At 67.1% G+C, this 22046-nt stretch carries 21 protein-coding genes; 5 read left to right on the top strand and 16 right to left on the bottom strand.

Annotated features, from left to right (window positions below; genetic code table 11):
* Positions 1-3: 3 nt before the first annotated feature.
* Genes J2W22_RS01850 through J2W22_RS01840 form a run of 3 tightly spaced genes read right to left on the bottom strand, consistent with a single transcriptional unit; the run spans position 4 to position 2635 of the window.
* The gene (locus tag J2W22_RS01850) at positions 4-705 is read right to left on the bottom strand and encodes an ABC transporter ATP-binding protein (protein ID WP_307116565.1); all 702 of its coding nucleotides are present in this window, start codon (positions 703-705) and stop codon (positions 4-6) included.
* Entirely contained in the window at positions 705-1946 is a 1242-nt protein-coding gene (locus tag J2W22_RS01845; RefSeq protein WP_307116564.1) for an efflux RND transporter periplasmic adaptor subunit, read from the bottom strand. The genes J2W22_RS01850 and J2W22_RS01845 overlap by 1 nt, the downstream gene beginning before the upstream one ends.
* Positions 1943-2635: a YIP1 family protein gene (locus tag J2W22_RS01840; protein ID WP_307116563.1), complete on the bottom strand. Its 693-nt coding sequence runs from the start codon at positions 2633-2635 to the stop codon at positions 1943-1945. The genes J2W22_RS01845 and J2W22_RS01840 overlap by 4 nt, the downstream gene beginning before the upstream one ends.
* Before the next feature lie 226 nt (positions 2636-2861).
* Here J2W22_RS01840 and J2W22_RS01835 point away from each other — a divergent pair, with 226 nt between their 5' ends.
* The 5 genes from J2W22_RS01835 to J2W22_RS01815 all read left to right on the top strand — a co-directional run bounded on the left by J2W22_RS01835 (position 2862) and on the right by J2W22_RS01815 (position 4544).
* Positions 2862-3008, top strand: coding sequence for a hypothetical protein (locus tag J2W22_RS01835; protein WP_307116562.1), 147 nt, complete (start codon positions 2862-2864; stop codon positions 3006-3008).
* A gap of 63 nt (positions 3009-3071) precedes the next feature.
* Positions 3072-3218 carry a hypothetical protein gene (locus tag J2W22_RS01830; RefSeq protein ID WP_307116561.1) on the top strand — a complete coding sequence of 49 codons (147 nt, stop codon included), beginning with the start codon at positions 3072-3074 and terminating at the stop codon, positions 3216-3218.
* A gap of 56 nt (positions 3219-3274) precedes the next feature.
* Entirely contained in the window at positions 3275-3427 is a 153-nt protein-coding gene (locus tag J2W22_RS01825) for a daptide-type RiPP (protein WP_307116560.1), read from the top strand.
* 78 nt (positions 3428-3505) lie between these two features.
* Positions 3506-3634, top strand: a complete 129-nt coding sequence (locus tag J2W22_RS01820; RefSeq protein ID WP_307116559.1) for a daptide-type RiPP — start codon at positions 3506-3508, stop codon at positions 3632-3634.
* A gap of 127 nt (positions 3635-3761) precedes the next feature.
* Entirely contained in the window at positions 3762-4544 is a 783-nt protein-coding gene (locus J2W22_RS01815) for a CPBP family glutamic-type intramembrane protease (RefSeq protein WP_307116558.1), read from the top strand.
* A gap of 222 nt (positions 4545-4766) precedes the next feature.
* On the opposite strand, the gene J2W22_RS01810 is transcribed toward J2W22_RS01815, so the two are convergent.
* From J2W22_RS01810 to J2W22_RS01750, 13 genes are all read right to left on the bottom strand, one after another.
* Positions 4767-6194, bottom strand: a complete 1428-nt coding sequence (locus J2W22_RS01810; protein WP_307116557.1) for a hypothetical protein — start codon at positions 6192-6194, stop codon at positions 4767-4769.
* Between the two features lie 2 nt (positions 6195-6196).
* Positions 6197-7165: a hypothetical protein gene (locus J2W22_RS01805; protein ID WP_307116556.1), complete on the bottom strand. Its 969-nt coding sequence runs from the start codon at positions 7163-7165 to the stop codon at positions 6197-6199.
* 3 nt (positions 7166-7168) lie between these two features.
* Positions 7169-8395, bottom strand: a complete 1227-nt coding sequence (locus tag J2W22_RS01800) for a hypothetical protein (RefSeq protein WP_307116555.1) — start codon at positions 8393-8395, stop codon at positions 7169-7171.
* Positions 8396-8398: 3 nt separating this feature from the next.
* On the bottom strand, positions 8399-9712 hold the full coding sequence (locus J2W22_RS01795) for a hypothetical protein (RefSeq protein WP_307116554.1): 1314 nt from the start codon (positions 9710-9712) through the stop codon (positions 8399-8401).
* A gap of 44 nt (positions 9713-9756) precedes the next feature.
* Positions 9757-10809 carry a hypothetical protein gene (locus J2W22_RS01790; protein WP_307116553.1) on the bottom strand — a complete coding sequence of 351 codons (1053 nt, stop codon included), beginning with the start codon at positions 10807-10809 and terminating at the stop codon, positions 9757-9759.
* A gap of 23 nt (positions 10810-10832) precedes the next feature.
* The gene (locus J2W22_RS01785; protein ID WP_307116552.1) at positions 10833-12587 is read right to left on the bottom strand and encodes a hypothetical protein; all 1755 of its coding nucleotides are present in this window, start codon (positions 12585-12587) and stop codon (positions 10833-10835) included.
* A 76-nt stretch (positions 12588-12663) separates the two neighbouring features.
* Entirely contained in the window at positions 12664-14145 is a 1482-nt protein-coding gene (locus J2W22_RS01780) for a S8 family peptidase (RefSeq protein ID WP_307116551.1), read from the bottom strand.
* Positions 14142-14969 (bottom strand): hypothetical protein, encoded by an 828-nt coding sequence (locus J2W22_RS01775; protein WP_307116550.1) that lies wholly within the window; start codon positions 14967-14969, stop codon positions 14142-14144. Before J2W22_RS01775 ends, J2W22_RS01780 begins: the two co-directional genes overlap by 4 nt.
* Positions 14966-15223 carry a hypothetical protein gene (locus tag J2W22_RS01770; protein WP_307116549.1) on the bottom strand — a complete coding sequence of 86 codons (258 nt, stop codon included), beginning with the start codon at positions 15221-15223 and terminating at the stop codon, positions 14966-14968. The genes J2W22_RS01775 and J2W22_RS01770 overlap by 4 nt, the downstream gene beginning before the upstream one ends.
* The gene (locus J2W22_RS01765; RefSeq protein ID WP_307116548.1) at positions 15220-16308 is read right to left on the bottom strand and encodes a hypothetical protein; all 1089 of its coding nucleotides are present in this window, start codon (positions 16306-16308) and stop codon (positions 15220-15222) included. Before J2W22_RS01765 ends, J2W22_RS01770 begins: the two co-directional genes overlap by 4 nt.
* A 3-nt stretch (positions 16309-16311) precedes the next feature.
* Complete coding sequence (locus tag J2W22_RS01760) at positions 16312-20178, bottom strand: papain-like cysteine protease family protein (RefSeq protein WP_307116547.1); 3867 nt, start codon at positions 20176-20178, stop codon at positions 16312-16314.
* Between the two features lie 3 nt (positions 20179-20181).
* Positions 20182-20571 carry a DUF3467 domain-containing protein gene (locus J2W22_RS01755; RefSeq protein WP_307116546.1) on the bottom strand — a complete coding sequence of 130 codons (390 nt, stop codon included), beginning with the start codon at positions 20569-20571 and terminating at the stop codon, positions 20182-20184.
* A 182-nt stretch (positions 20572-20753) separates the two neighbouring features.
* Positions 20754-21716 carry a sigma-54 interaction domain-containing protein gene (locus J2W22_RS01750; RefSeq protein ID WP_307116545.1) on the bottom strand — a complete coding sequence of 321 codons (963 nt, stop codon included), beginning with the start codon at positions 21714-21716 and terminating at the stop codon, positions 20754-20756.
* Positions 21717-22046 lie beyond the last annotated feature (330 nt).

The raw sequence follows: 22046 nt of genomic DNA, 5'->3' as shown, positions 1-22046 counted from the left end.
AGCCTAAGCAGCAAGCACCTGCTCCCGCCGCCGGTCGTCGACGATGCGCCCGTCCGCCAGCGTGATCGCGCGCTTGCAGCGCGCCGCGATCGTCGGCTCGTGGGTGATGAGCAGGATGGTGTTGCCGGCGCGGTGCAGCCGGTCGAACAGGCCGATGATCTCGTCGGCCGTAGCGGTGTCGAGATTGCCGGTAGGTTCGTCCGCCAGCAGCAGCGAAGGTTCACCACATAGCGCGCGCGCGATTGCCACCCGCTGGCGCTGGCCACCGGACAGCTCGTTGGGCAGATGGCTGACCCGCGCCTCCAGCCCGACCAGGGCCAGCGCCTCGCGCGCGCGCTCCCGGCGTTCCTGCCGGGATATGCCGCGATAGACCAGCGGGCGCATGACATTCTCCAGGGCGGTCGCGCGCGGCAGCAGGTTGAAGCTCTGGAAGATGAAGCCGATTTCACGATTGCGCGTCGCGGCAAGCTCGCGGTCGTTCATCTTCGCGACGTCGCGTCCGTTCAGCAGGAACTGGCCGCTGCTCGGCGTGTCGAGACAGCCGAGGATATTCATCATCGTCGATTTGCCCGAGCCCGATGGACCGATGATTGCGACATAGTCGTTGTGCTCGATCGTCAGGTCGATGCCATCCAGCGCGAACACATCGGCATCCCCCATCCGATAGACCTTGGTAAGGGCCGAACACTGTATCAGCGGGGTCATCAACGGGCCTGTGGCTTGGTGCGGATGCGGTCGCCGTCCTTGAGGAACTTGAGCTCGCGATAGGGGCCCACCACCACCCGCTCGCCAGGCTTGAGTCCCGAAATCACTTGCTGAAAGCTGTCGTCCGAGAGCCCTATCGTCACGGTCCGGCGGCGGGCGACACCGCCATCGTTGACGAAGATGTAGCGCTGGTCGCCCTTGGCGGCTCGTGGCGCGCTATCCTCCGCGCCACGCCTTGGCTGACCGGTCTCGGCGTCGCTCTCCGACAACACGGCCTGCACCGGCAAGGCGACGGTTCGGCCACCGGTGCGCGTGTATATCTCCGCGCGGCAGGTCATGCCTGGCCGGAACGCAAGACGGGCGCTCGCCGGCAGCATGGCCTTGACGGTGTAGGTCCGCGCCTGGTTGCTGCCACCAGATACTGCCATCGCGCGTTCGTCCTGCCGCGGCGAAATGGCGAGCGACGTGATCAGCCCCTCGATCTGCCGGTCGGACATGCCGGCGGCGGTGATCGCAACCTTCTGGCCCGGGCGGACGGCGGCGATATCCGCTTCGCCCACGTCGATCTCGGCGATAAGCGAATCCAGGTTGGCGATGGTCATCAGGCTGGACCCCGCAATGCCGATTGAACTCGGCACTGCGGTCTCGCCTTCCTTGATGTTGACGGCGACCACCGTGCCGTCGCTCGGCGCGCGCACCAGCGTCTTGGCAAGCTCGCGCTGGGTGCGCTGCAGCGCCGCTTCAGCCTGGCGCAGCCGCTCGCTGCTCGACGCGATGTCGAGCTGCGCGGTCCGCAGCGCGCTCTGTGACTGGTCGAGCAGCGAGACGGTGGCGAAGCCGTTGGAGGAGAGCCGTTGTACACGACCGAATTCCTGACGGCGCAGGTTGGCGCTGACCTGGCTCTGCTGCACGCTGAGCCGCTGACTGCGAACCACTGCCATCTGCTCCGCCACCGCGGTGCGCAACGTGCGATCGTCGATGCGTAGCAGCAGGTCGCCCTTGCGCACCGTATCGCCTTCCTTGACATAGATCTTGAGCACCGCGCCGATAACTTCCGGCGAGAGTTGCACCCGGTTCTCGAAGTTGAGCACGCCCGACGAGATGATCGATGTGCTGACTTGGCGGACGGCGGCCGTTTCGAGATCGACGGTGCGCTCTTCCCCGCGTGTGAGGCGCGGGACCAGCGCCGCAAGCAGGATGACCAACCCAAGCACGGCGGGGCCGATAATGCGCCTGTTCATACCGCGGTCGCCAGCAGGACGATGGCGGCCCAGGTGCCGAAGATAAGGAGATAGGGCAGCGCGGCGATGAAGCTGCTCTTTGCAACCGTCATCCTGGTCCAGACATGAAGTCCAACCGCGGTGAGGAACAGTGTCCAGAGCAGCATCAGGCTGACCGCGTTGGCCAGGCTCGCCCACGGACTATCCGCCTCCAATCCCAGTATATTTCCAAGTGAAAGCGGGTTGAGTGCAGCCGGTAGCAGGCGACCATCGGAGCCCAATATGGCGAGAAGTCCGATCGGTAGCACGAGGACAACCGGCATCGACGCCCAGCTCACGAATACAAACCAGCGTGAATAGCTGTGCGGAATATTTGCGATCTTTCCGACAAGAAAGAAGTAAAGAGCAGTAATAGCTAAAACTATAGGCACCGATATAAAGATTACGATCGCGCTAGACGCGCTCATGATTGTCGGGGTCATCACCTTCATGATCGATGATTTTTGATCAACAGGGAGGCCATCCGTCATGCTTGAAAGCAACCACGGAAAATTCACCAAATGATAGTAGGAATAAAAAAGAATAATTGGGCAAATTATCTGCAATATTACGGGAATAAAGCTTTCGTTGAGATTGGATTTTTCTATATCCGTGAAGGTTTTCTGTGGATCTATCAATAGATCTTTGCTGCGATAGAAAAAATTCCGCAAAGAATGCCCCCGCAACGATGTGAATCTCTCCATATTCCGGTAGGATCACTTTCGCTATTTATGCCGTCAAGCAGGTTTATGCGCCATTTTGGGAGTATTCGACGTTGACTTGCAGGTCTCCGCATGTACCCCTCAGAATCCCGGAATAAATATTTGATTTCGGGATATCTGTGTAAGTCTATCTACGCGTAACACTGATATGATTTCCTTTAAAAAGGGGAATTCAATGAATCAGTTTTCTTCTGACATCGACCTAAGCATCGAGTATCTGGATCAGATCGAATCCCCACAAGATTCGACTGCTGCAGCTCTTATCATGGGTGGCATTTTGGGCGCTGCCGCCGCTCTCGGTGTTGTACTGGTAGTGACCTGAGATGACCTGAAATGTATTTAGATATACATTTCAAGTTTATCATATTCCACTAAGGAGAAAGCAATGAGTGCGTTCGCTTCTGCTATGGATATTAGCCTGGAAGAGCTGGATCCGATCGAAACCCCGGAAATGTCCGGTGAAGAAGTACTTCTCTACAGCCTGCTTGCATTTGCGGGCGGTGTAATCCTCGGTGCGGCGATCGCTACCTAGTAGATACGTTGACTGAAAAGAGTAATATTGATCCTATTTCATTAAGGGATTGAAATATGTCAGCTATTCTTTTTGACCAGAAATCGATTGACCTCACCCTTGAGGAACTGGACGTCCTCGAAGCTCCGATGGACGACAAGGAAGCCGGAATTCTCGTCGGCATTGCCCTGGGTCTCGGCATCGTTGCCGGCGCCCTGCTGGCAACCTAGTCTTTCGAGCGCGATTTGGACGGATCCTGCCGTTAGCGGGCCGCCGTCCTTCGAAAATATTGGACAAGGAAAATCGATATGATCGAACTGAACATGGAAGAGCTTGAGCCCCAGGAAGCTCCCTCGACGGAGTTCTGGGAGGGTGTTGTCATCGGCCTCGGCATCGTCGGTGCCGGCGTCGCCATTGCCGTAGCGGTCGCGACCTAGTACGGGGCGCGGCTCGTGGCATCTGTCATGGGCCGCGTTCGCCTCAGCTGCATTTGAGCGATCTCGAGGAATGGCATGATTCACTCCGGCGGGACATATTCACCCATAACGGTTGCCGGGATCTGACATGATGTGGTTCGGCTTCTCCCCCCAGCCGTTAGCCGCGGCGCTGGTGCTGATCGCGATACTGATCTGGTCGATCCGGAATGATGGCCCCGAATATCGGAGCTTCAAGGTCGCTGCCGGCACGCGTGAGCGGCAAGCTTATTTCCGCCGCTGGCTCATGAAGGGCATAGCCCTTTACACGTTGACGCCTCTCGCCGTGCTCGCCTGTCTGGGGAGGCTCGAAGCGTTGATCGGCGCGCCGGATGAGTTCGCCGCGTTTCGCAGCGTAGTGGAGCCAAGTGCGCGCACCGCGCGGGACCAGGGGTTCCCGCCCGCGCTGGTGGCCGGGATGCTCATAGCCGTGGTGCTCGGGGCCGTGATCGCAGTCGCGGCGGCGAGGCTGTTCGGTGGAGGCAAGCCGAAAGCCATCGGCGATGTCGAGCCCATGCTGCCGCGCAATAACGAGGAGCGCCGTTGGTTGGTGGCGCTGTCGCTGAACGCAGGAGTCGGCGAGGAGCTCTTCTTTCGGCTCCTGCTCCCGCTGCTATTGATGCTTGGCGGGATTCCGCTCGTGATTTCCTTCGCGATTGCAGCGCTCGCGTTCGGCGCCGTGCACAGCTATCAGGGCCTGGCGGGCGTGCTGGCCACGACGCTATTGGCTGCTTTCCTGTCGTTTCTCTACTTGCGCACTGGCCTGCTCTGGGCGGTGGTCCTGTTTCACATTGTGATTAATTTGAACGGTCTGATCCTGCGGCCCTGGCTAAGCGGTCAGAGAGGAAAGAATATCGGCGAAAACGCCGCCTGACGCCGGATGATAGGCGAAGGTGAAGAGGTCCCTGCCGCTCCGGCACCTACCCGGCTGAATCGCAACAGGTTTCTATAGACCCTGCGCTGAGGCGCCGTTGTCCTCGGAAGTTCGATTTGCGGCGCGCCAAGCGGGCGCGGCAGCCTTCCCGGAAACTGCTTCTCGTGGTTCTCCGTCATTCTCCTGCAACGGCCTTGCCCGGTTACAACAGAATCCTTCGGCTCAGCGCGCGGGCGCCACGGCGACGGGCGGGGCCGCGGTCGTGCTGCCGCCCGTGGGCGGTGCCGACGTCGCGCCGCCGCCAGTGGGTGGCGCGGTCGTCGCGCCGCCGCCGGTCGGAGGCGCCGTGGTCGCTCCTCCTCCCGTCGGCGGGGGAGCGGTGGTACCCCCGCCGGCCGGCGGGGGCGCAGTCGTCCCTCCGCCGCTGCTGCCGGGCGTGGTGCCGCGCGGGGTGATTGCCGCCAGCGGAGGCGGGGTCACCGTCTGGGAGGGCGCAAGGCCCGAGCCGCCGCTGCTGGCGGCGGTGGGGGGATTGGCGGCGCCGGCGGCGGTGATCCGGGCGCGGTCGGTCTCGGCGACGATCTGCGCCTCGCGCTCGGGATTGAGCGTGTTGAGCCGCAGCCGCTCGACGGTGTTCTGCGAGGCGATGCGGTCGAGCGGCACCTGGTCGGTGCGGAAGTGCAGCTCGACCGAGCTGTCGAGATCGGCCGAGACATTGGTGCTCTCATTGGTCGTCACGTCATCGGTGCGGACATAGCCGATCGTCGAGTTGACCGAGGCCGATGCGCTCCAGAACCCGAACCCGCCCGATGCGCTCGCGCCCACCGTGGTGCGGGTGTCGAAGCCGCTATGCTCCTGCTCGCGTGCGGCCGATTGCGCGTCGATATGGAAGCGCATCGAGGCGGCGATGCGGCCCGAATCGATCACGATGCGCTGCATGCCCATCTGCACCATCGTCGCAAGCATCTGCTGGCGGTTGCGGGCCAGGCTGCTGCGCACGAACGGGATCAGCTGCTGCGCGTCGGTGCCGGGGATCGCGGCATCGGGCTCGAGGTTGAGCGCGGCGCGCACTGCGTCCACCGTCGGCGGGGCGCCGACCGGGATCAGCCGCACCGGATCCGGTGTGTCCTCGGGATCGGGGATGTCGCGTGGGTCTGGGGCCTCGGGCTCTTCGATGCGGAAGCTCTGGGGGAACTGGTCGGCCAGCCAGCGCTTGGCGGGGTCGTCGCTCGATCCGCCGGCCGAAGCGAAGCCGTCGAGCGACTGCGACACGCCGCGGACCAGCTCGACATATTGCTGGAGCTGCTGCTGGTTGGTGTCGACGATCGCGCGGAAGATGCCGTTGATCAGCTCGGCGACGAAGCGCGGGAAGCTGATCGCCCGCAGCACCGCATGGGTGGTGCTCGCGACCCCGGCGACGGCGGTGCCCGAATAATGGTCGCCCGCAGCCATGCCGGCGGCGGTCGCGGGCTTTTTCGGGGCGGCCTCGGCCTCGAACAGCTGGGCGGCATGGGCGATGCGGACGAGCGCGTTGGCGATGTCGCGGCGGTCGCCTTCCTCGAGATCGCCATAGCCTTGCGCCGCGGTCAGCGAATCGCGGATCGCGCCGCGGACCAGGGGCGGCGGGGTGGCGAGCGCCGCGGCCGTCATGCTCAGCTCCCCAGGTCGCGCCAGCTGGTGCTCGCGCCGCCGGAAGCGGAGGGGGAAGGCGGGGCGGCGGCGTTGGCGTCGGGGCCGTTCTGGCCGCGGACGATCGACAGCGTCTCGTCGACCCAGTCGACCGCCGAGTCGATGACGGGGTCGCTGGGCTGGACCAGGCTGCCGCCCGAGGTCTCGATCGTGTCGACATGCTCGGCGAGCCAGGCGAGCACCGCCATGCCGGCGCGGCCGCGGCGCAGCAGCGCGAGGGTGGGGCGCGGCTGGCGGCGGAACTTGCGGTCGATCGCGCCGACCGTGTCCCACAGCGTGCGGGCGTGCAGCAGGGTGCGTACCTGGGCGTTGTTGAGGATCGCGATCGCCTGGGAAAGCGTATCCAGTATCTGCCGCGCCAGCATCAGCACCATACCGTTCGTCGCGCCGGAAATGTTCTCGGCAATCTGTATCCCTGCCTGCCGAGCCCGCCCCTGACTCCCTCCATCCGCAGCCTTCATGATTGCGTCGCAAAGGTTTAGCAGCAGTTCCTCGAATTCCCCGTTCGCGCGAGCGCCCAGATCCTCGGGGCCGGTCGGGGCGCCGAACAGCCGGCCGAACAGGGACAGGCGTTCGGCCTCGTTCGGCCGCTCGTCGCGGCTCTGCCAGAATTTCTCCACGACCGGTGCCGCCTCGCCGATGTCCCCGTCGAGCGCGCCGGTGCGCATCAACCGGGTGAAGTCGTCGGCGGCCTGGATCAGTCCCGCCATCTCCAGTGTCGAGGCGAGATAGAGGCTGGCGATGGCGCGTATCTGCATCGCATCGGCGCGCGCGGCGGGCGGGAGCTCGATATCGCCCAACTCGGCGAGCATCGTCGCATGCGCGTCGGCGGAGAGGAGCAAGCGCTCGGCGTCGTCGACCGCGCGCATCAGCCCGTGCGGGACGGCCGGCCGCGCTTCGAGCGCGAGAGCTAGGGCGGGGGTATGCAGCATCGTTCAGGGCCCCGTTGGCGCCGGGGTGGCGGTTGCCGGCGGCGTCGCCGTGCCGCGCGGGGGCGGCGGCATCGAGTTGCCCTGGATCGCGCCGATCATCTCGGGCGTCGCCATCTTCTCGAGCGGCAGATAGTCGGACTTGAAGTTCACCCGCACTTCGCCCTGCATCTTGGCGGCGAGCTCGAGCTGCGACTCGCTCGTCTCGTTGACGGCGGTGCTGACGGTGGCGACGTGCGACTGCTCGCTGGTGCTCACCTGTCCGCCGCCAAAGCCGAGGAAACTGCCGCCGAACGCGCTCACCTTGCGGTTGCGGCTCGACTGGCGGTCATAGGCCGAGGCGCGATAGTCGCGCTTGGCCTGATCGGTGGCGCGCATGTCGAACTTCACCTTGGCGGTGATGGAGCCGTCGGTGACTACGATACGGTTTATGCCCAGCATCACCATCGAAGCGAGGAGTTGCTGGCGGGATTTGGCCATGACGATGCGCGCTGCGTTGACGAAGGCGGCCTCGGTCTCGTCCTCGCTGAGATCGCTGGGCACCGGGCCGGCCATGGCGAGCGTGCCGTGGATCTCGGCCAGCGCCGCCTCCTCGTCCTCCCCGGTGATGCGCAGCTTCGACTTGCCGCTGTCCTCGTCGACATCGACCGCGAGCAGGTCGGGGAAGCGGTCGACCATATAGTCGCGGCCCTGACCCATGCCGATATTCTCGGCCATATACTCCTCGGCGGTCTTGGCCACCGCGGCGACCAGCTCGGCATAGGCGCGCATCTGCTCGATCGTGGTCTCGACGATCGACTTGAAGACATTGTTGATCAGCCCGCCGACAAAGGCAGGAAAATCAACATTGTGGACGAGGTTGGTGAACTGCTCCGTCCCCGCCGCCGCCGCGCCCGCGACAAAGTCCTTGCCGGCGAAACCGGGCGACTTGGACAGGTTCTTGCGCGTCTGCTCGTTCGCATCGGCCATGCCGCGCGCCGCCGCCGGCGGAGCCGCCGCGGTGGTCTGCTCGACCACGCCGGCGGGATCGTCGATATAGGCGAGCACCTTGACCATGTCGTTGGCGAGCTTCGACTGCTCGGCCGAGCTCAGCATCGCGAAGGCGGGGATCGCGGTGAGCATCTGCTGCACCTTGGGCCGCACCCGCGCGATCGCCGCGGGAGTCATGCCGCCCGGGCCGCCATAGAGCGGCGGCGCCTGCGGATCCGGATCGGAGGCGAGGGCCTGTGCCATGGCTCAGGCGTGGGCCGGAGCGGGTGCGGGAGTCGGCGCCGGAGCAGCCGGGGCGGGCGCCGGTCCCGGCGTATATTGCGGCTTGTTGTGATCGACCGGCTTGGAGCGCATCTGGATCGCCGCGATCATCTCCGGCGTCGCCATCTTCTCGAGCGGCAGATAGTCGCTCTTGAAATTGACGTCGACCACGCCGGCCAGGCTCGCCTTGGCGCTGATCTGGTCGACCGACTGGTCGCTCGCCACCGCCTGGGCGGTCATCACCGGCTTCTGCGAATATTTGTACTTGCCCTTGGTGTAGTAATCCGAGTCGTAATTGCCGCTGTAGCTCGACTTGCCGCTCTGATAGCTGCCGCTGTAATCGCCCTTGCTGGTGCCGCCGCGCTCGCTCTCGCCCTCGCCGTCGGTGGTGACCGCGAGATTGCCCGAGGCATCCTTGGCATAGTCGCGGGCCATGGCGGTGCGCGACAGGGTGCGCTGGCTCGAGGCGTTGAAGTCGTAGAGGATCTTCGCCTGGATCTTGCCGTTGGTGACGACGATCCGCGACAGGCCCATCATCACCATGGTGGCGAGCAGCTGCTGGCGCGAGGTGGCGATCTGGCCGCGAGCCGCCTTGATCAGCGTCTCCTGCACCTCGGGATCGGTGACGTCGATCGAATCGATGTCCTTGTCGGCATAGCTGCCCAGCGCGTCGCGGACGCTCTGCAGCCCGGCATCGAGATCGGCGCCGTCCTTGACGCGCAGCTGCGGGCCGCCGCCGGAAAAGGCGTCCGCGCCGACGTCGAACAGGTCGGGGAACTGCTCGCAGAGCTGGTCCTTGCCGTCGTCCGAGGAGGTGTTGTCGTCGCGGAACTGGTTGAGCGACTTGGACACGTCGGAGACCATCTTCGAATAGGCCTCCATCTGCTGGATGTTCGAGGTGATGATCGAGTTGAACACGCCGTCGATCAGCCCCGAGACGAACTCGACGAAGTTGACCTGGCGCATGAACTCGCCGGCCGCCTGGGCGCCGGCCATCAGCGATCCGGCGGAGAATTCCTCCTTGCCGATATCGTCGACCGCCTGCTTGTTCGATTCCCACTGGCTTTCCGCCATCGGCCGCGCGGCGACCGACTGGCTGCCGGCCTCCGCCTGGCCGACCAGGGCGTCGGCGATCAGCGCAGTGTCGCGCGCGACCTGCATCTGAGTATCGGCCGGCAGCTCGCGGAACGAAGGCGTCGCGGCGAGCATCTCGCGCACCTTGGCGCGGACCTCGGGGCGCGGCGTCGCCTCGGCCGGGGGCGGCGAGCCGGGGGCGGGAAACTGAGCGGGAGCGTTCATCTCTTCGGTCCTTGGCTGGCCGGCCGGAGCCGGCGCGACATGGCTCAGGCGGCGGCGGGCATGGGCGCACCGACCAGCGAGGCGGCCGGGCTGATCTCGAACTCGACCGGGCGCAGATAGAGCTTCACCTTGGGCGGCCCGGTGGGGCCGACGCGGATGCCGAGAATGGTGAACCGCCCGGGCCAGACATCGTCGGCCGGGGTGAACGCCTCGAGGAAGCGTTCGAGCGCCGCCAGCTCGCGCGGGCGTTCGCGCAGGTTCATCGTCAGCAGCTGGAGGAAGTTGGGCGGCACGTCGGGGATCGCATCGAGCATGATCTGCAGGTCGAGCTCGACACCCTGCGGGCTGCGGCCGAAGGCGACCAAAGCCGCGCCGTCGGGCACGTCGAAGCGGCCGCCGAGCGCGACGCCGACGATCTGCAGGATGCTGCCCAGCCGCGCGCCCAGCCCCAGCTCGTCGAGCATCGGCCGCATGTCGGTGATGCGGAAGCGGTTGGTGAGCAGGAAGGTCACCCACTGGCTGCCATAGTCGCGCCCGGCGACCAGGGTGGTGAACACCGGGCGCAGGCCGGGCATCGCCGCCATCGCCTGGCCGATCAGCCGGGCGAGCGCGGGATTGACCTCGTTCATCGGATTGCCGTTGCCGCCCTCATAGGTGACGGTGGCGCTTTCCAGTCCGTTCTGGTCGAAGCTCGATCCGAAGAAGGCGCCGTAGCGCAGCCCGCCGGCGCGGGTGAGCCCGCGCTGGCTCTCGCTCGCACCATCGAACCAGTGCAGCGCCTCGCGCCCGAAATTGTCGCCGACCAGCCGCCGCATCTCGCGGCTGGCCGTGTCGCGCCGCTCGCACCCCGACGCCTCGGGACCGAGCGGTTCGAGATGGAAGGCGAGCGCGCGCGTCTGGTTCGATCCGAACACCGGCTCGATCGGCGCGGCGCCGGGGGCCAGCGCATTGGCGGCATAGCGCGGATCGCCGACGGGCAGCTCGAAACTGTCCTCCAGCAATCGCCCGACAAAGCCCAGCGGATTGGCGGTTCGCAAGCAGCGTGAGGCGCTGAACAGCCGCCCCTTCACCTGCGTGCTGAGTGGTTCATAGCCCATGGCAATGCTCCTTCAGCCGGGGATCAATAGCCGTAGCCGCCGCGGGCATGGCCGTTCGCCTGCGGTGCCTGGGCATAGCCCATGCCCATGCCGAGCCCGGCGCTGTCGAGCAGATCGCGCGCGATCGACGGGATCTGGATCGGCCGGCTCGTCATGTTCGGCGCCTCGCGCGGCTGCGACATCTGCTCGATGCGGCCCTCGTCCATCGCCGAGTCCGCGAGCCACATCTCGCAGGCATTGACCAGGTCATAATCGTTCGGGTGCGACACCGCCGACTGGCCGCGCGGACGCGTCGGCGGGTTGCCGACCGTGCCGAGATCGATCATCGCCGCGGTGGGATCGCGCAGGCGATCGCTGTTGCCGGCGATCCACGAGGTGATGATCGCGCCGCTGGTGGCGAGCATGCGATACTTGGAGCTGTTGCGCGCGCCGCCCAGCTCGGTCTGCGCGACCTGGTCGATCACGCCCCACATGTCGGTCGAGCCGAAAGCGGAGAGCAGCTCCTTGTCCTGGAGCAGCGATATCATGTCGTTGATCTGCTTCTGCAGGTCGGCGGCGGCATAGAAGGCCATGCCATAGCCGTGCAGCGACATGTTGGTGGCGAGGTCGCGGGCGGCCTTCTTCACCTGCTGCTGGTTGACCGCCATCGGCGTCGCGGCGCGGATCAGCGCATCGACGCGGGCCTCGCGCACCAGAGTGGAGACCGAGGAGACGAAGCGCAGCCACAGATCCTGGAACTCGGTGTTGACCTTCACCCCGGGCTGGCCGGTCGGCAGACCGAGCATCATCGCGTAGAAGCTCTGGCGCTCGCTCTCGCTCATCCGGTTCGGCGCCTCGCGCCAATAGCTGTAGAGCTGGGTGCCGGCCGGTCCCTTGACCAGCGCGAGTTCGCCGCGCTGCGACATCTCGACCAGCTTGTCGACCACCTGGAAGGCCTTCAGCTCCTCGAAGGCCGAGGCGAAGATGAAGGAGCCCATCAGCTTGCAATGGCTGGCGACGACTTCGAAGGCCGTGGTCGCCTCGAGATCGGGCAGGTCGATGACGATGTCGTGCAGCGCCTGGTCGTCGCCGAGCGCCTGGACCCGGTCGAACTGGTCCTCGACCAGCCGCTTGAGATTGACGTCGCGGGCCGTGACGCCGCGGCCGACCAGTCCCTCGAACACCTTGGCATATTCGGCGCTGGACACGCCCGGCTCCTGCCGGTCGCCCTGGATGTTGACCGCGGCGGCGACCTGCTTGAGCGTGCGCTCGGCAAGCTCGATCCGGCCGGCGATCCGGCCTACCGCCTGGAACAGGCCCTCGCCGAACGCGGCGGTGTTGGGATCCTCGGGATCGGGCTGGGGCAGCTTCCCGGTGGTGACGAGCCGGGGCAGCGGCGTGCCGTTATGCTGGAGCAGGCCGAGGATCAGGCCGATCCGGGCGACTTCCCCGTCGCGCTCGGCCTCGGTCGACTTGTCGCCGGTCAGCTCGGGGAAGCGCAGCACGCCCAGCTCATGCTCGACGTCGCGCGGGCGCAGGCCGATCTCGGTGGACTTGAGCGCGGCGCGGGCCGTGGCGAACAGGGGATCGAAATAGAGCTTCCCCTTGTCGTCGTTCTTGACCAGCGCCTGCAGCGCGGTGACGCGCGCCAGCTCGGCGGCATCGGCCTGGCCGAGCTGGCCGAGCTTGGCCAGGCGCGCGGTGAGATTGTCATAGCTGCTGGTGATCGCATCGCGGGCAGCCTGTTCGCGCTTGGCGATGTCGACGAAGCGGATGGTCGGGATCAGGATGTCGGCCATTTGAACGGTTCCTTTCGAAAATCTTTGTCCATCTTGGGGAGGGGCGCGGTGGGCGCCCTAGGGAGCGAAGCGGGCTCTAGCCGTCATCGGCGCCTCCCAATTCGGTGGTGTCGTCGGCGTCGATCGCGCGATCGAGCAGCTCGAGCGCGCGGGCGGCGTCCAGGATGCCGGCGCCATTGCCGGCGGCGATATCGGAGCGGTGCGGCTGGACGCTGGCGACCAGCAGCTTCTTGATCGTGTCGGGATCGACCGCGGCGGCGCGCTCCTGTGCCCGGGCGACGAGCAGAGCGGCGGCGCCGGCGACGAAGGGCGCGGCGAAGCTGGTGCCGGTGGCGCGCTGATAGCCGTCGAGATCGGCGGTGCGGATGTTCACGCCGGGCGCACACAGCGCGACATGGTCGCCGCTGGTCGAGAAGCCCGCCATCCGGCGGCCGGAGTCGACGGCGCCGACCGCGATCACCTGGGGGAAGGCGGCGGGCCAGTAGACCCGCTTGTCGCCGCTGTTGCCCGATGCGGCGACGAGGGTGCAGCCGCGCGCGGTGGCATAGGCGATGGCTTCGGCATGCGGCTTGGGCATGCCGGGCTCGATCGCCTCGTCATCGGTGCCGAAGCTGCAATTGATGACATGGGCGCCGAGCTGGGCGGCCATCACCAGCCCCATGTCGAGATCGCTGATCGCGCCGATGCCGACGGGCTTGTGATCGGGCGGCTGGGCGGCACCGAGCGAACGGATCGGCAGCAGGCGGCAGGCGCCGGCGATCCCCGGGGGCAGGCCGGCACCGCTGGCGCCGATGATCGCGGCGCAGGCCGTGCCATGGCCGACATAGCGATCGGTGGGATCGGTATCGGCGCCGCGATTGTCGCCGAGCAGCTTGATGCCGGTGGCGAGCTGGCCTTCGCTCAGCTGGACGGTGTCATAGCCGCGGCGCAGCCGGTCACCCATGCCGCCGTCCTGCGCATGGCCGGAGAATTCGGGGTGGAGCAGGTTGATCCCGCTGTCGACCACGCCGACGATCACGCCGCCATCGCCGGCGCAATAGGACAGCGCACGGCGCGCATTGACCATGTCGCGCGGGTCCCAGCCCTCATTGTCGTCATCCTCGTCGCGGCGGGGATGGCGATCGGGTCCGTCCAGGCCGATCGTGCAGAGATAGTTGGGCATCGCCGATTCGACGATGTCGAGCTGCATCAGCGAGACGGCGAGCGAGCCGACATGCGTGTCGGGCGCGACGTCGAAGCGGAGCATGCGGGCGATGCCGCTGATCTCCTCCGCCTCGCTATAGCCGCGGTTGCGCGCGCCGATGCTGTGCAGCGCCTGGCCGGCGGCGTGGAGGCGCGAGACGCGCACGCTGCCGCCGAACGACTTGACCACCCGGTCGAGGATCTGGTGCTGGGTGGTCTCGGCGGGCTGGGCGGCGCGGCGGCGCACGTCGAGCGCGGCGGGGATGCCGGCGGGGACCTCGCCGAGCTTGAGACGGACGAGCAGGCTGCCGGGCGCGGCATAGGCGCCGGCGCGGTGCGCCCAGGGCTGGACGAGGCGGCCGAGCCGGGCACTCATGGCTGGCCTCCGTCGAGGCCATAGCCCCCGGCATGGCCGTTGCCGGCCGGCTGCACGAAGGCGCGGCGCGGCTGCTGGTCGAACCACAATTCGGTCGGCGCGCGCGGATCGTGCGTCAGGCTCATCTGCCCGGCGAGCTGGTCGTGGTCGGGGGCGAGGACGAGCTCGTTGTCATGCGCTTGGACGACGTTGACCGGGCGGCCGGCGATCATCACCTGGGGCGGCATCCCGCCGCGCAGCAGGTTGCGGCCCTTGACCCGGAGCCGCTGGCGCAGTTCGTCGGTCTGGTCGGTATCCTCCGAGCCGTCGCGGCTGACGTCGTCGACCATCGGGCGCGAGGCGCGGGCGAGAACCTGCTCGAGCTTGTCGACCGGCAGGCGGGTGATCCGACCGACCGATCCCGAGATGCCGCGGCGCTCGAGCTCGTTGAGCTTCTCGACCGTGCGCACGCCGATGCCTTCGAGCCGGCGGCGCTCGGCCGGGTCGAGCTCGTCGCCGAGCGCGGAGAGCGGCACTTCGTTCTTGTCGTCGACCGACATCGGAACCGCATTCTCCTCGATCATCGGCTTGGTGATCGCGGTGAAGACGAGGTGGAGGACGGTCGGGTCCTTGTCGCTCGGGCCGGCGGGACGGATTCGGAGTTCGCCCTGGTTGAGCTCGAGATGGGCCTTCAGGTCCATCGAGATGTCCCTGATCGCGAAAGTGAGCGGCAGGCGGTCGTTCTGCGCCTTCAAGGTCATGCGCGCCTGGGCGGTATCGAGCTGGGACTGCACCGCCTGGATGAAGTCCTCGAGCGCCACGGCCTCGCCGGTCTCGCCGATCATCGCGCCTCCTCCACCGGCAGCGTGCCGATGTGGAGCGAGAGGCGGCCGACCGGGCGGTCGAACCAGGTGCGGGTGCGGGTGCGCGGCACGTCGGCGCGGACCATCGGCCCGGCGGGGCCGGTCTCGACCGTCGCCTCGACCGGCAGGTCGAACTCGACGCTGGTGGCGCGCAGCCCCGCCGCCGGCAGCGCGGTGACGCCGTCGAGCAGCTCGCCGATCAGGTCCTCGAGCGGGCGGCGGGCGGCGTCGGTCATGCCGGGCCTCCCGGCGGAGTGACCGGCAGCGGCGCGGGGGCGGCAGGCGCGGCGGGAGCCGAGGCCGGCGGGGCGGGGAGTGCGGCGGCGGGCGCCTTGCCGGGGAGCTGGGCGGGCCGTGCCGCCCGTTCGAGCAGGGTGCGCCGCGCATCGTCGACGAACCGGTCGAGCGGCAGCGTCTCGCTGGCGAAGTTGATCTTCACCTCGCCGAACAGCTCGGCATTGAGCTGGCTGTCGGTCTGGGCGTTGACCCCGACGGTCGAGACCTTGGTGACCGGCGCCTGGTAGGAGGTGCTGCCGCGCGTCGACCAGCTGCCCGAGGGCGTGGCGTTGCCGGGATCGTCGCTCACCGCATAGTCGATCGCGGTCTTGTCCGCCGCCGCCGCGCGGAAGCGCAGCCGGGCAGTGATCGAACCGTCCTTCACGACGATCCGGTTCATGCCCATCATGACGAGCGTCGCCAGCGTCTGCATCCGGTCGCCGGCGAGGCGGTCGCGCGCGGCGGGGACGAGCTGCTCCTCGATCAGCTCGGGGGTGAGCTCCTGCCCGCCCAAGCCATAATCGGAGAGCCAGGTCGGCGAGTTGCTTTCCCCGGAATCGCCGCCGCCACTGCCGCCGCGCGGCACCAGCGTGCCTTCGCTCTCGCCGCGGGCCAGACCGATATCGCCGGGATATTGCGCCATCAGCCAGTCGCGCGCCTGGTTGGCGGTGACGTTCTCGTCGCGGAACTGCGAGAGCGGCTTGGAGATCGCGGCGACCAGATCGGCATAGCTGTCCATCTGGCGGATCGACGAATCGACCATCGCGTCCCAGGTGCCGTGGATCAGCGACGCGACGAAATCGGGGAAGTTCAGCTCGTCCGAAAGCGCCCCCGCACGCCGGCCGATCGTCTCGGTGGCGGGCGGCGCCTTGCCGCCGGACGAGCCCGTGCTGGTGCCTGGCGCGGTCAGCTCGTCCTGCTGGGCAGGCTGCTGCGCGCCGTCGCCGCCCCAGAAGGAGCCCGCCATCGCCTGCGAGGGCGTGGCAACGCTCGCGCGCCGGGAAGTGGCGACGGGCGGCGGCGGGAGGTAGCGATCACCCGACATGGATCACGCCAGGGCAAGCGGGCGGGCGCGGTTGGTCGGCGTGCCGCCGCCGGGCCGCGCATGCTGTACCCAGCGGCTGGAAATGTCGTGGGTGCCGTCGGCGTAGAGCGTGACGCGGGTATTGGCGACATGGTCGTCGGCCACCGTGTTGTCGAACGTATAGGTGATGTTGACGTGCAGCGCCGGCACCTCGGCAGCGCCGGGCAGGGTCGCCTGGGAGCTGCGGGGATAGAGCCGCGAATCGTCCTCGATCGTCGCATTGACGGTGAGGCCCCAGTCGAGCGCATCGTCATGGCCGTCATCGTCGATATAGACATGGCTGATCGATGTGCCGTTGTACTGCCAGCGGATCTTCAGCCAGCAATAGATGTCGTCGATTCCGAAGGTGGCGCCGAGCACCGGCCAGTCGCGCAGGGCGATCTCGCCATTCTGGAACCTGGCGCTCGTGGCGGGGGCCACATCGTTCGGATGCTTGGTGCCGGCCCAGGCGGACAGGTTTGTCCGGATGTCGCCGCTGTTGCTGGCGATGATCTGGATCACCGTCCCGGCGATCGTCGCCGCCGCGCCGATATCGAGCGCGCGGCTGCGGGCGACTGGCGGCTCGGGCAGCGTGCCCGTCGCCCCCATGGCATAGCCCGCCGGCGCGGTCGTGCTGCGGTTGATCTGGCGTCCGGCGGGCACGCCGGCGCTGAAGATCTGGACATTGGCAGGCGTGCCGGTCGCCGCCATCTCATACTCGGACTGGAAGTCCTCGTAGCGCAGGATGTAGCGGCTGCCATGATTGTGCGTCGCCGTGTGGCGGCCGGGATTGCCCGGCGTGCCGACCGGCCGGTCCCAGGGATCGGCGACGCGGACATAATATTGCCCGCCACTCGAATACATGCCGACGACCAGCACGGCATGGCCCGAGCGATCGGCCGAGCTGGCCATCTTGCCGACATAGAGCGGGCCGTTGTTCTCGATCAGCTGGGCGAAGCCGTCGGTCGAATAGCATTGCGGGGCGTGCGCGGTGAGGCCGAGCTGGACCGCGGTGGCGGCATGATCGACCCAGGGCAGGATATTCTCGATGCTCCTGCCGCAGCGCGCGCCGATCGATTCAGGGGTGATGCTCTGCTGCTCGCGCCAGCCGAGCATCATCGCGATGGTCGTCGCCCAGCAGCCATTGTCGGTGGGCTGGGCGACCAGCTGGACATTGTCCCAGTTGATCGACCAGTCGGGCGCGGACATCGCGCTGCTGGTGCGCGGCGCGGCCATCGCATAGCCGGCCGGCGGCGTGGTGCCGCTGTTGATCTGGCGGCCGGCGGGGACCCCGGCGCTCAGGATCTGCACGTTGACCGGGTTGCTGCCCGATGCGGCCATCTCATATTCGGCCTGGAACGCCTCGTAGCGCATGATGTAGCGGCTGCCGTGATCATGGCTGTCCGGATAGGCGCCGGGCTTGCCGGGCGTGCCGACCGGGCGATCCCAGGGATCGGCGATGCGGACGAAATATTGCCCGCCGCTCGAATACATGCCGACGACCAGCACGGCATGGCCCGACAGGCCGCTCGAGGTCGCCATCTTGCTGACGTAGAGCGGGCCGTTGTTCTGGATCAGCTGAGCGAAGCCGTCGGTCGAATAGCATTGCGGCGGATGCGCGGTGAGGCCGAGCCGGGCTGCTGCGGCGGCATGATCGTCCCAGGGCAGGCCCTGCTCGATATCGTTGCCGGCGCGCTGCGCGATCGACTGCGGCGTGATGCTGCGCTCGTCGCGCCAGCCGAGCATCATCGCGATGGTCGTCGCCCAGCAGCCATTGTCGGTGGGCTGGGCGACCAGCTGGACGCCGTCCCAGTTGATCGACCAGTCGGGGGCCGACATCGCGCTGCTGGTGCGCGGCGCCGCCATAGCGAAGCCCGCGGGGGCGCTGGTGCCGGTGTTGGGCTGGCGGCCGGCGGGGATGCCGGCATAGATGATCTGGACGTAGGATGGGGTGCCCGCTGCCGCCATCTCGTACTCATGCGCGAAATCCTCGTAGCGCATGATGTAGCGGCTGCCGCGCTCATGGGTGTCGGGATAGGCGCCGGGGTTGCCCGGCGTGCCGACGGGGCGATCCCAGGGATCGACGATGCGGACATAATATTGGCCGCCATCCTCGTACATGCCGACGACGAGCACGGCATGGCCCGAGTTGATCGTGTCGGACATGATCTTGCCGACATAGAGCGGGCCGTGGCGCTCGATCAGGCTGAAGAAGCCCTCGGGCGTGTAGCATTGCGGCTGGACCGTCCCGAGGCCGAGCGCGGCGGCGGTGGCGGCACGCTCGGCCCAGGGCAGGCGCGAATTGATGTCGCGGCCGCAGCGCTGGGCGATCGTCGCCGGCTCATAGCATTTCTGATCCTTCCAGCCGATCAGCATCGCCAGCGTGGTGGCCCAGCAGGCATTGTCGTTCGGCTGGGCGATCCAGTCGATCCCGTCCCAGTTGATGCTGCGGCCGACGGACTGGGCGCGGGAATAGGCGAGCGGCACGGGCCGGACCGAGCCTTCGAGCTTCTCGAACAGCGGGTTGAGCGTCGCCTCGGCCAGGCCGAGGTCGAGCGCCTCGCCGATCCGGCTGGCGAACTGGCCGCCGATACGGGTGGCGCGATCGCGCGCGCCGGTGCCGGGCAGGCTCGGCGGCACATAGGCGGCCTCTTCCTGGCCGAACTGCAGCGCGAAGCCCGCGCCGATCGACACCGCGCCGCCGATCCCCTGATTGGCACCGTTGAGCCAGAGCTCGGCGCCGACCACCAGCTCCTCGCCGACATTGATCGCGGCGACCTTGCGGAGGCTGGCGAAACCGTCGATCCCGCCGGCATTGTAGCCGAGCTTGAACTTGGCCTGGAGCGCCAGCTTCAGATGCTCGATGAAGTCGCCGATGCCCTGGGCGTCGAAATTCGAATCGGCGGTGCCGAACAAAGCCGCCTGCCCGTCGGGTGCGAAGACCGCGCCGACCCCGCCGCCGAACACCGGCGTGTCGAGCGACGGCCCGATCGACAGGGTGACGCCGCTGCGCACCGCGAGCTGAGGCAACGCCGCGAGGAAGGCGTTGAGCGGGTTGATCAGCCCGGTGATCCCGAACCCGGCCTGCCAGGCGGCGATGAAGGTGCTGCTCGCCGCGCCGAACCGGTAGAGGCTCGGCGGATTGACGTCGCTGCCAGCGACTGCCGCGGCGGCGCGGACCTTCTCCATGATCCAGGCGAGCGCGTCGTTCGCGCTCAGTCCCGACGCCATGGTCAGCGCGACATTGCCGCGCGCGGATTGCGCCCGGGAGAGGCCGGCGCTCTTCGCCGGGATATCGGGCATCGGTCCGAAGCCGTCGTCATAGGTGCCGTTGCCGCCGGGCGCGGCGGGGGCGGGCGATGCGCCGGCCGGCGCGGGGCTGGCCGGTGCGGCGGGCCGGCTGCCCGGCTGCGGGACGTCGCCGGCCCATTCGAGTACCGGCGCGGTGCGTGCGGCGGTGTAGCTGCGGCGCAGGCTCCGCCCGCTGAAGCCGTTGAGCGCGACATAGGGGCTGCCCTCACGCGGCAGCGCGGCGACGCTCAGCTCGCGCGTGCCGGCATTGCCGGTGGCGAGGCCGAAATAGAGCCGGCTGTTGCCGATGAAGCGCGCCAGCACCTCCGGCGGCACGACGAACACGCCGTCCCCGCGCGGCACGGTGAGCCGCCCCTGCTCGTCGCTGCAATAGAAATTGGCGGCGGTGCGGTGCTGCCTGCTGCCCGGATCGAACAGGGCGACGTCGGTCGCCAGCACCACCTGCGCGTCGACATTGGGCTGATCGACGCGAACGGCGAATCCCAGCATCGGGAAACGATCGCTGACCTCCATGCGGTTTGGGCGGATCTGAGCAGTCATGGATCACCTGTCGTTGCTGGAAGGGGATTTGCGGCCGGCATCGTCGCCGGGAGCGGAATCGGATGGCGGACGCGGCGCGCGCAGTGCGCGGGCGCGTTCCTCGAAGTCGCCGAGCGAGGAGAGGACGATGTCGAAGGGGGAGCTGTCCTGGCCGATCTGCACGATCGACCCGTTCTCGCGCTCATGCTCCTGCACCGAGCGGGCGAGCAGCTCGGACAGCATCTTGGCATAGGGCGGGGTGAGCACCAGCCGGGTGTGGATGCCGATCGCGCCCACGCCTTCATTGCCGCTGGGATAATATTGGCCGAGGTCGATCAGGAATTCGAAGGGGTTCTGGCCCAGCTCGAAATAATTGACGTAGCTGGCAGGGGCGCGGGGCGCGTCGCTGCGCATCGCCGCCTCCGTATCCACATCTGCCAAGCTGCCCTGATTCATCCGGCATGCCTCCTGCCGGATACGGAGCAAGCGCTGTGCCAGCTTGTGAAATGCCGGGATAACAGTAGTTTAGCTAGATGGCCTAGGTATAACCACGTAACACTACGGCGAACGGGGCGTATCGATGTTACGCCGGACTGTTACAACGCGGGATACTCCTCGGGGCCTTCCGGGCCGCCGCGGGTCATCTCGTACTTGGTCATCTTGCGGTACAGCGTCATCCGCGACCAGCTGAGCGCGCGTGCGGCCTCGGCGCGGTTCCAGTCGGTGCGGTCGAGCGCGGCGCGGATGCGGGCGCGCTCGTCCTTGCCCGAAGCGTCGAAGCTGCGCTGCAGCCGCACGAACGCATCGGGGATATGGTCCATCCGGATCGCGCCGCGCGGGGGATCGATGAAGATCGCCTCGACGAAGTTGCGCACCTCGCGGATGTTGCCGGGCCAGTCATAGTGGAGCAGCACGTCGATCAGCTCGGCATCGGGCGCCGCCACCGTGCAGCCGCGCCGGCAGTTGAACGATTCGATGAAGTGCCGGAGGTAGAGCAATATGTCCTCGGCGCGCTCGGCCAGGTCGGGCAGGGTGACGCGGGCGACGTTGAGCCGGTAATAGAGATCGGCGCGGAAGCTTCCTTCCTCGACCTGGCGCTCGACATCGCGATTGGTCGCCGCGATCACCCGCAGATCGACCTTCACCGGCTTCTCGCGCCCGATCGGCTGCACTTCCTTCTCCTCAAGCAGGCGCAGCAGCTTGACCTGGCTGAACGGCGAGAGCTCGCCCACCTCGTCGAGGAACAGGGTGCCGCCGGCGCCGGCGACCACGGCCTTGCCGGTCTGGCTGCGCACCGCGCCGGTGAAGCTGCCGCGCTCGAAGCCGAACAGCTCGGCCTCGAACAGGCTGTCGGGAATGGCGCCGCAATTGATCGCGACGAAGGGCGCGTCCTGGCGCTCGCTCAGGGCATGGATGGTGCGGGCGCAATGCTCCTTGCCGGTTCCAGTGGAGCCGGTGATCAGCGTCGGCGCATCGCTGCGCGCGATCTTGGGAACGATGGTGCGCAGCCGCACCATCGCATCACTATCGCCCAGCAGCCTGGTCTCGAGCGTGTCCACCCCTGTTCACCCGACAGCACTGACCCTTCCGCGCCGGGAGATTCCGGGCGGTCGAGCATGTGAACGCGGAAGGATGCTGGGCATCTTCCGGAACTGGCAATGTACTTGTGAAGCAGCCGCGACCCGGTGGCGGCCATGATATCTAAGGCGACTCGATAATCTGTGGATAACTTTAGAAGACCGGTCAGTCGACTCCAATTAATGGTGGATATCTTATCTACTCTTCCATCTTGGACCTATTTTCCGATTCGAAAGGCTTCGACTCGGATGCTTTGGGCCGATCCGGTGCTGATCTGGGGACGGGCGCCGGGCTTCGTGCAGACGAAAATG

The organism is Sphingomonas kyeonggiensis, assembly GCF_030812785.1.
Taxonomy (GTDB): domain Bacteria; phylum Pseudomonadota; class Alphaproteobacteria; order Sphingomonadales; family Sphingomonadaceae; genus Sphingomonas; species Sphingomonas kyeonggiensis_B.
Note: the sequence above shows the minus strand (reverse complement) of the source record. Positions and strands in the feature narration are given on the sequence as shown.

Coding starts and splice junctions, on each gene's coding strand:
- J2W22_RS01820 (WP_307116559.1), top strand. CDS start 3,506: ATGATCGAACTGAACATGGAAGAGCTTGAGCCCCAGGAAGCTCCCTCG.
- J2W22_RS01835 (WP_307116562.1), top strand. CDS start 2,862: ATGAATCAGTTTTCTTCTGACATCGACCTAAGCATCGAGTATCTGGAT.
- J2W22_RS01810 (WP_307116557.1), bottom strand. CDS start 6,194: ATGACGGCCGCGGCGCTCGCCACCCCGCCGCCCCTGGTCCGCGGCGCG.
- J2W22_RS01785 (WP_307116552.1), bottom strand. CDS start 12,587: ATGGCCGACATCCTGATCCCGACCATCCGCTTCGTCGACATCGCCAAG.
- J2W22_RS01845 (WP_307116564.1), bottom strand. CDS start 1,946: ATGAACAGGCGCATTATCGGCCCCGCCGTGCTTGGGTTGGTCATCCTG.
- J2W22_RS01805 (WP_307116556.1), bottom strand. CDS start 7,165: ATGCTGCATACCCCCGCCCTAGCTCTCGCGCTCGAAGCGCGGCCGGCC.
- J2W22_RS01775 (WP_307116550.1), bottom strand. CDS start 14,969: ATGATCGGCGAGACCGGCGAGGCCGTGGCGCTCGAGGACTTCATCCAG.
- J2W22_RS01815 (WP_307116558.1), top strand. CDS start 3,762: ATGATGTGGTTCGGCTTCTCCCCCCAGCCGTTAGCCGCGGCGCTGGTG.
- J2W22_RS01765 (WP_307116548.1), bottom strand. CDS start 16,308: ATGTCGGGTGATCGCTACCTCCCGCCGCCGCCCGTCGCCACTTCCCGG.
- J2W22_RS01795 (WP_307116554.1), bottom strand. CDS start 9,712: ATGAACGCTCCCGCTCAGTTTCCCGCCCCCGGCTCGCCGCCCCCGGCC.
- J2W22_RS01780 (WP_307116551.1), bottom strand. CDS start 14,145: ATGAGTGCCCGGCTCGGCCGCCTCGTCCAGCCCTGGGCGCACCGCGCC.
- J2W22_RS01830 (WP_307116561.1), top strand. CDS start 3,072: ATGAGTGCGTTCGCTTCTGCTATGGATATTAGCCTGGAAGAGCTGGAT.
- J2W22_RS01755 (WP_307116546.1), bottom strand. CDS start 20,571: ATGCGCAGCGACGCGCCCCGCGCCCCTGCCAGCTACGTCAATTATTTC.
- J2W22_RS01825 (WP_307116560.1), top strand. CDS start 3,275: ATGTCAGCTATTCTTTTTGACCAGAAATCGATTGACCTCACCCTTGAG.
- J2W22_RS01800 (WP_307116555.1), bottom strand. CDS start 8,395: ATGGCACAGGCCCTCGCCTCCGATCCGGATCCGCAGGCGCCGCCGCTC.
- J2W22_RS01770 (WP_307116549.1), bottom strand. CDS start 15,223: ATGACCGACGCCGCCCGCCGCCCGCTCGAGGACCTGATCGGCGAGCTG.
- J2W22_RS01850 (WP_307116565.1), bottom strand. CDS start 705: ATGACCCCGCTGATACAGTGTTCGGCCCTTACCAAGGTCTATCGGATG.
- J2W22_RS01790 (WP_307116553.1), bottom strand. CDS start 10,809: ATGGGCTATGAACCACTCAGCACGCAGGTGAAGGGGCGGCTGTTCAGC.
- J2W22_RS01760 (WP_307116547.1), bottom strand. CDS start 20,178: ATGACTGCTCAGATCCGCCCAAACCGCATGGAGGTCAGCGATCGTTTC.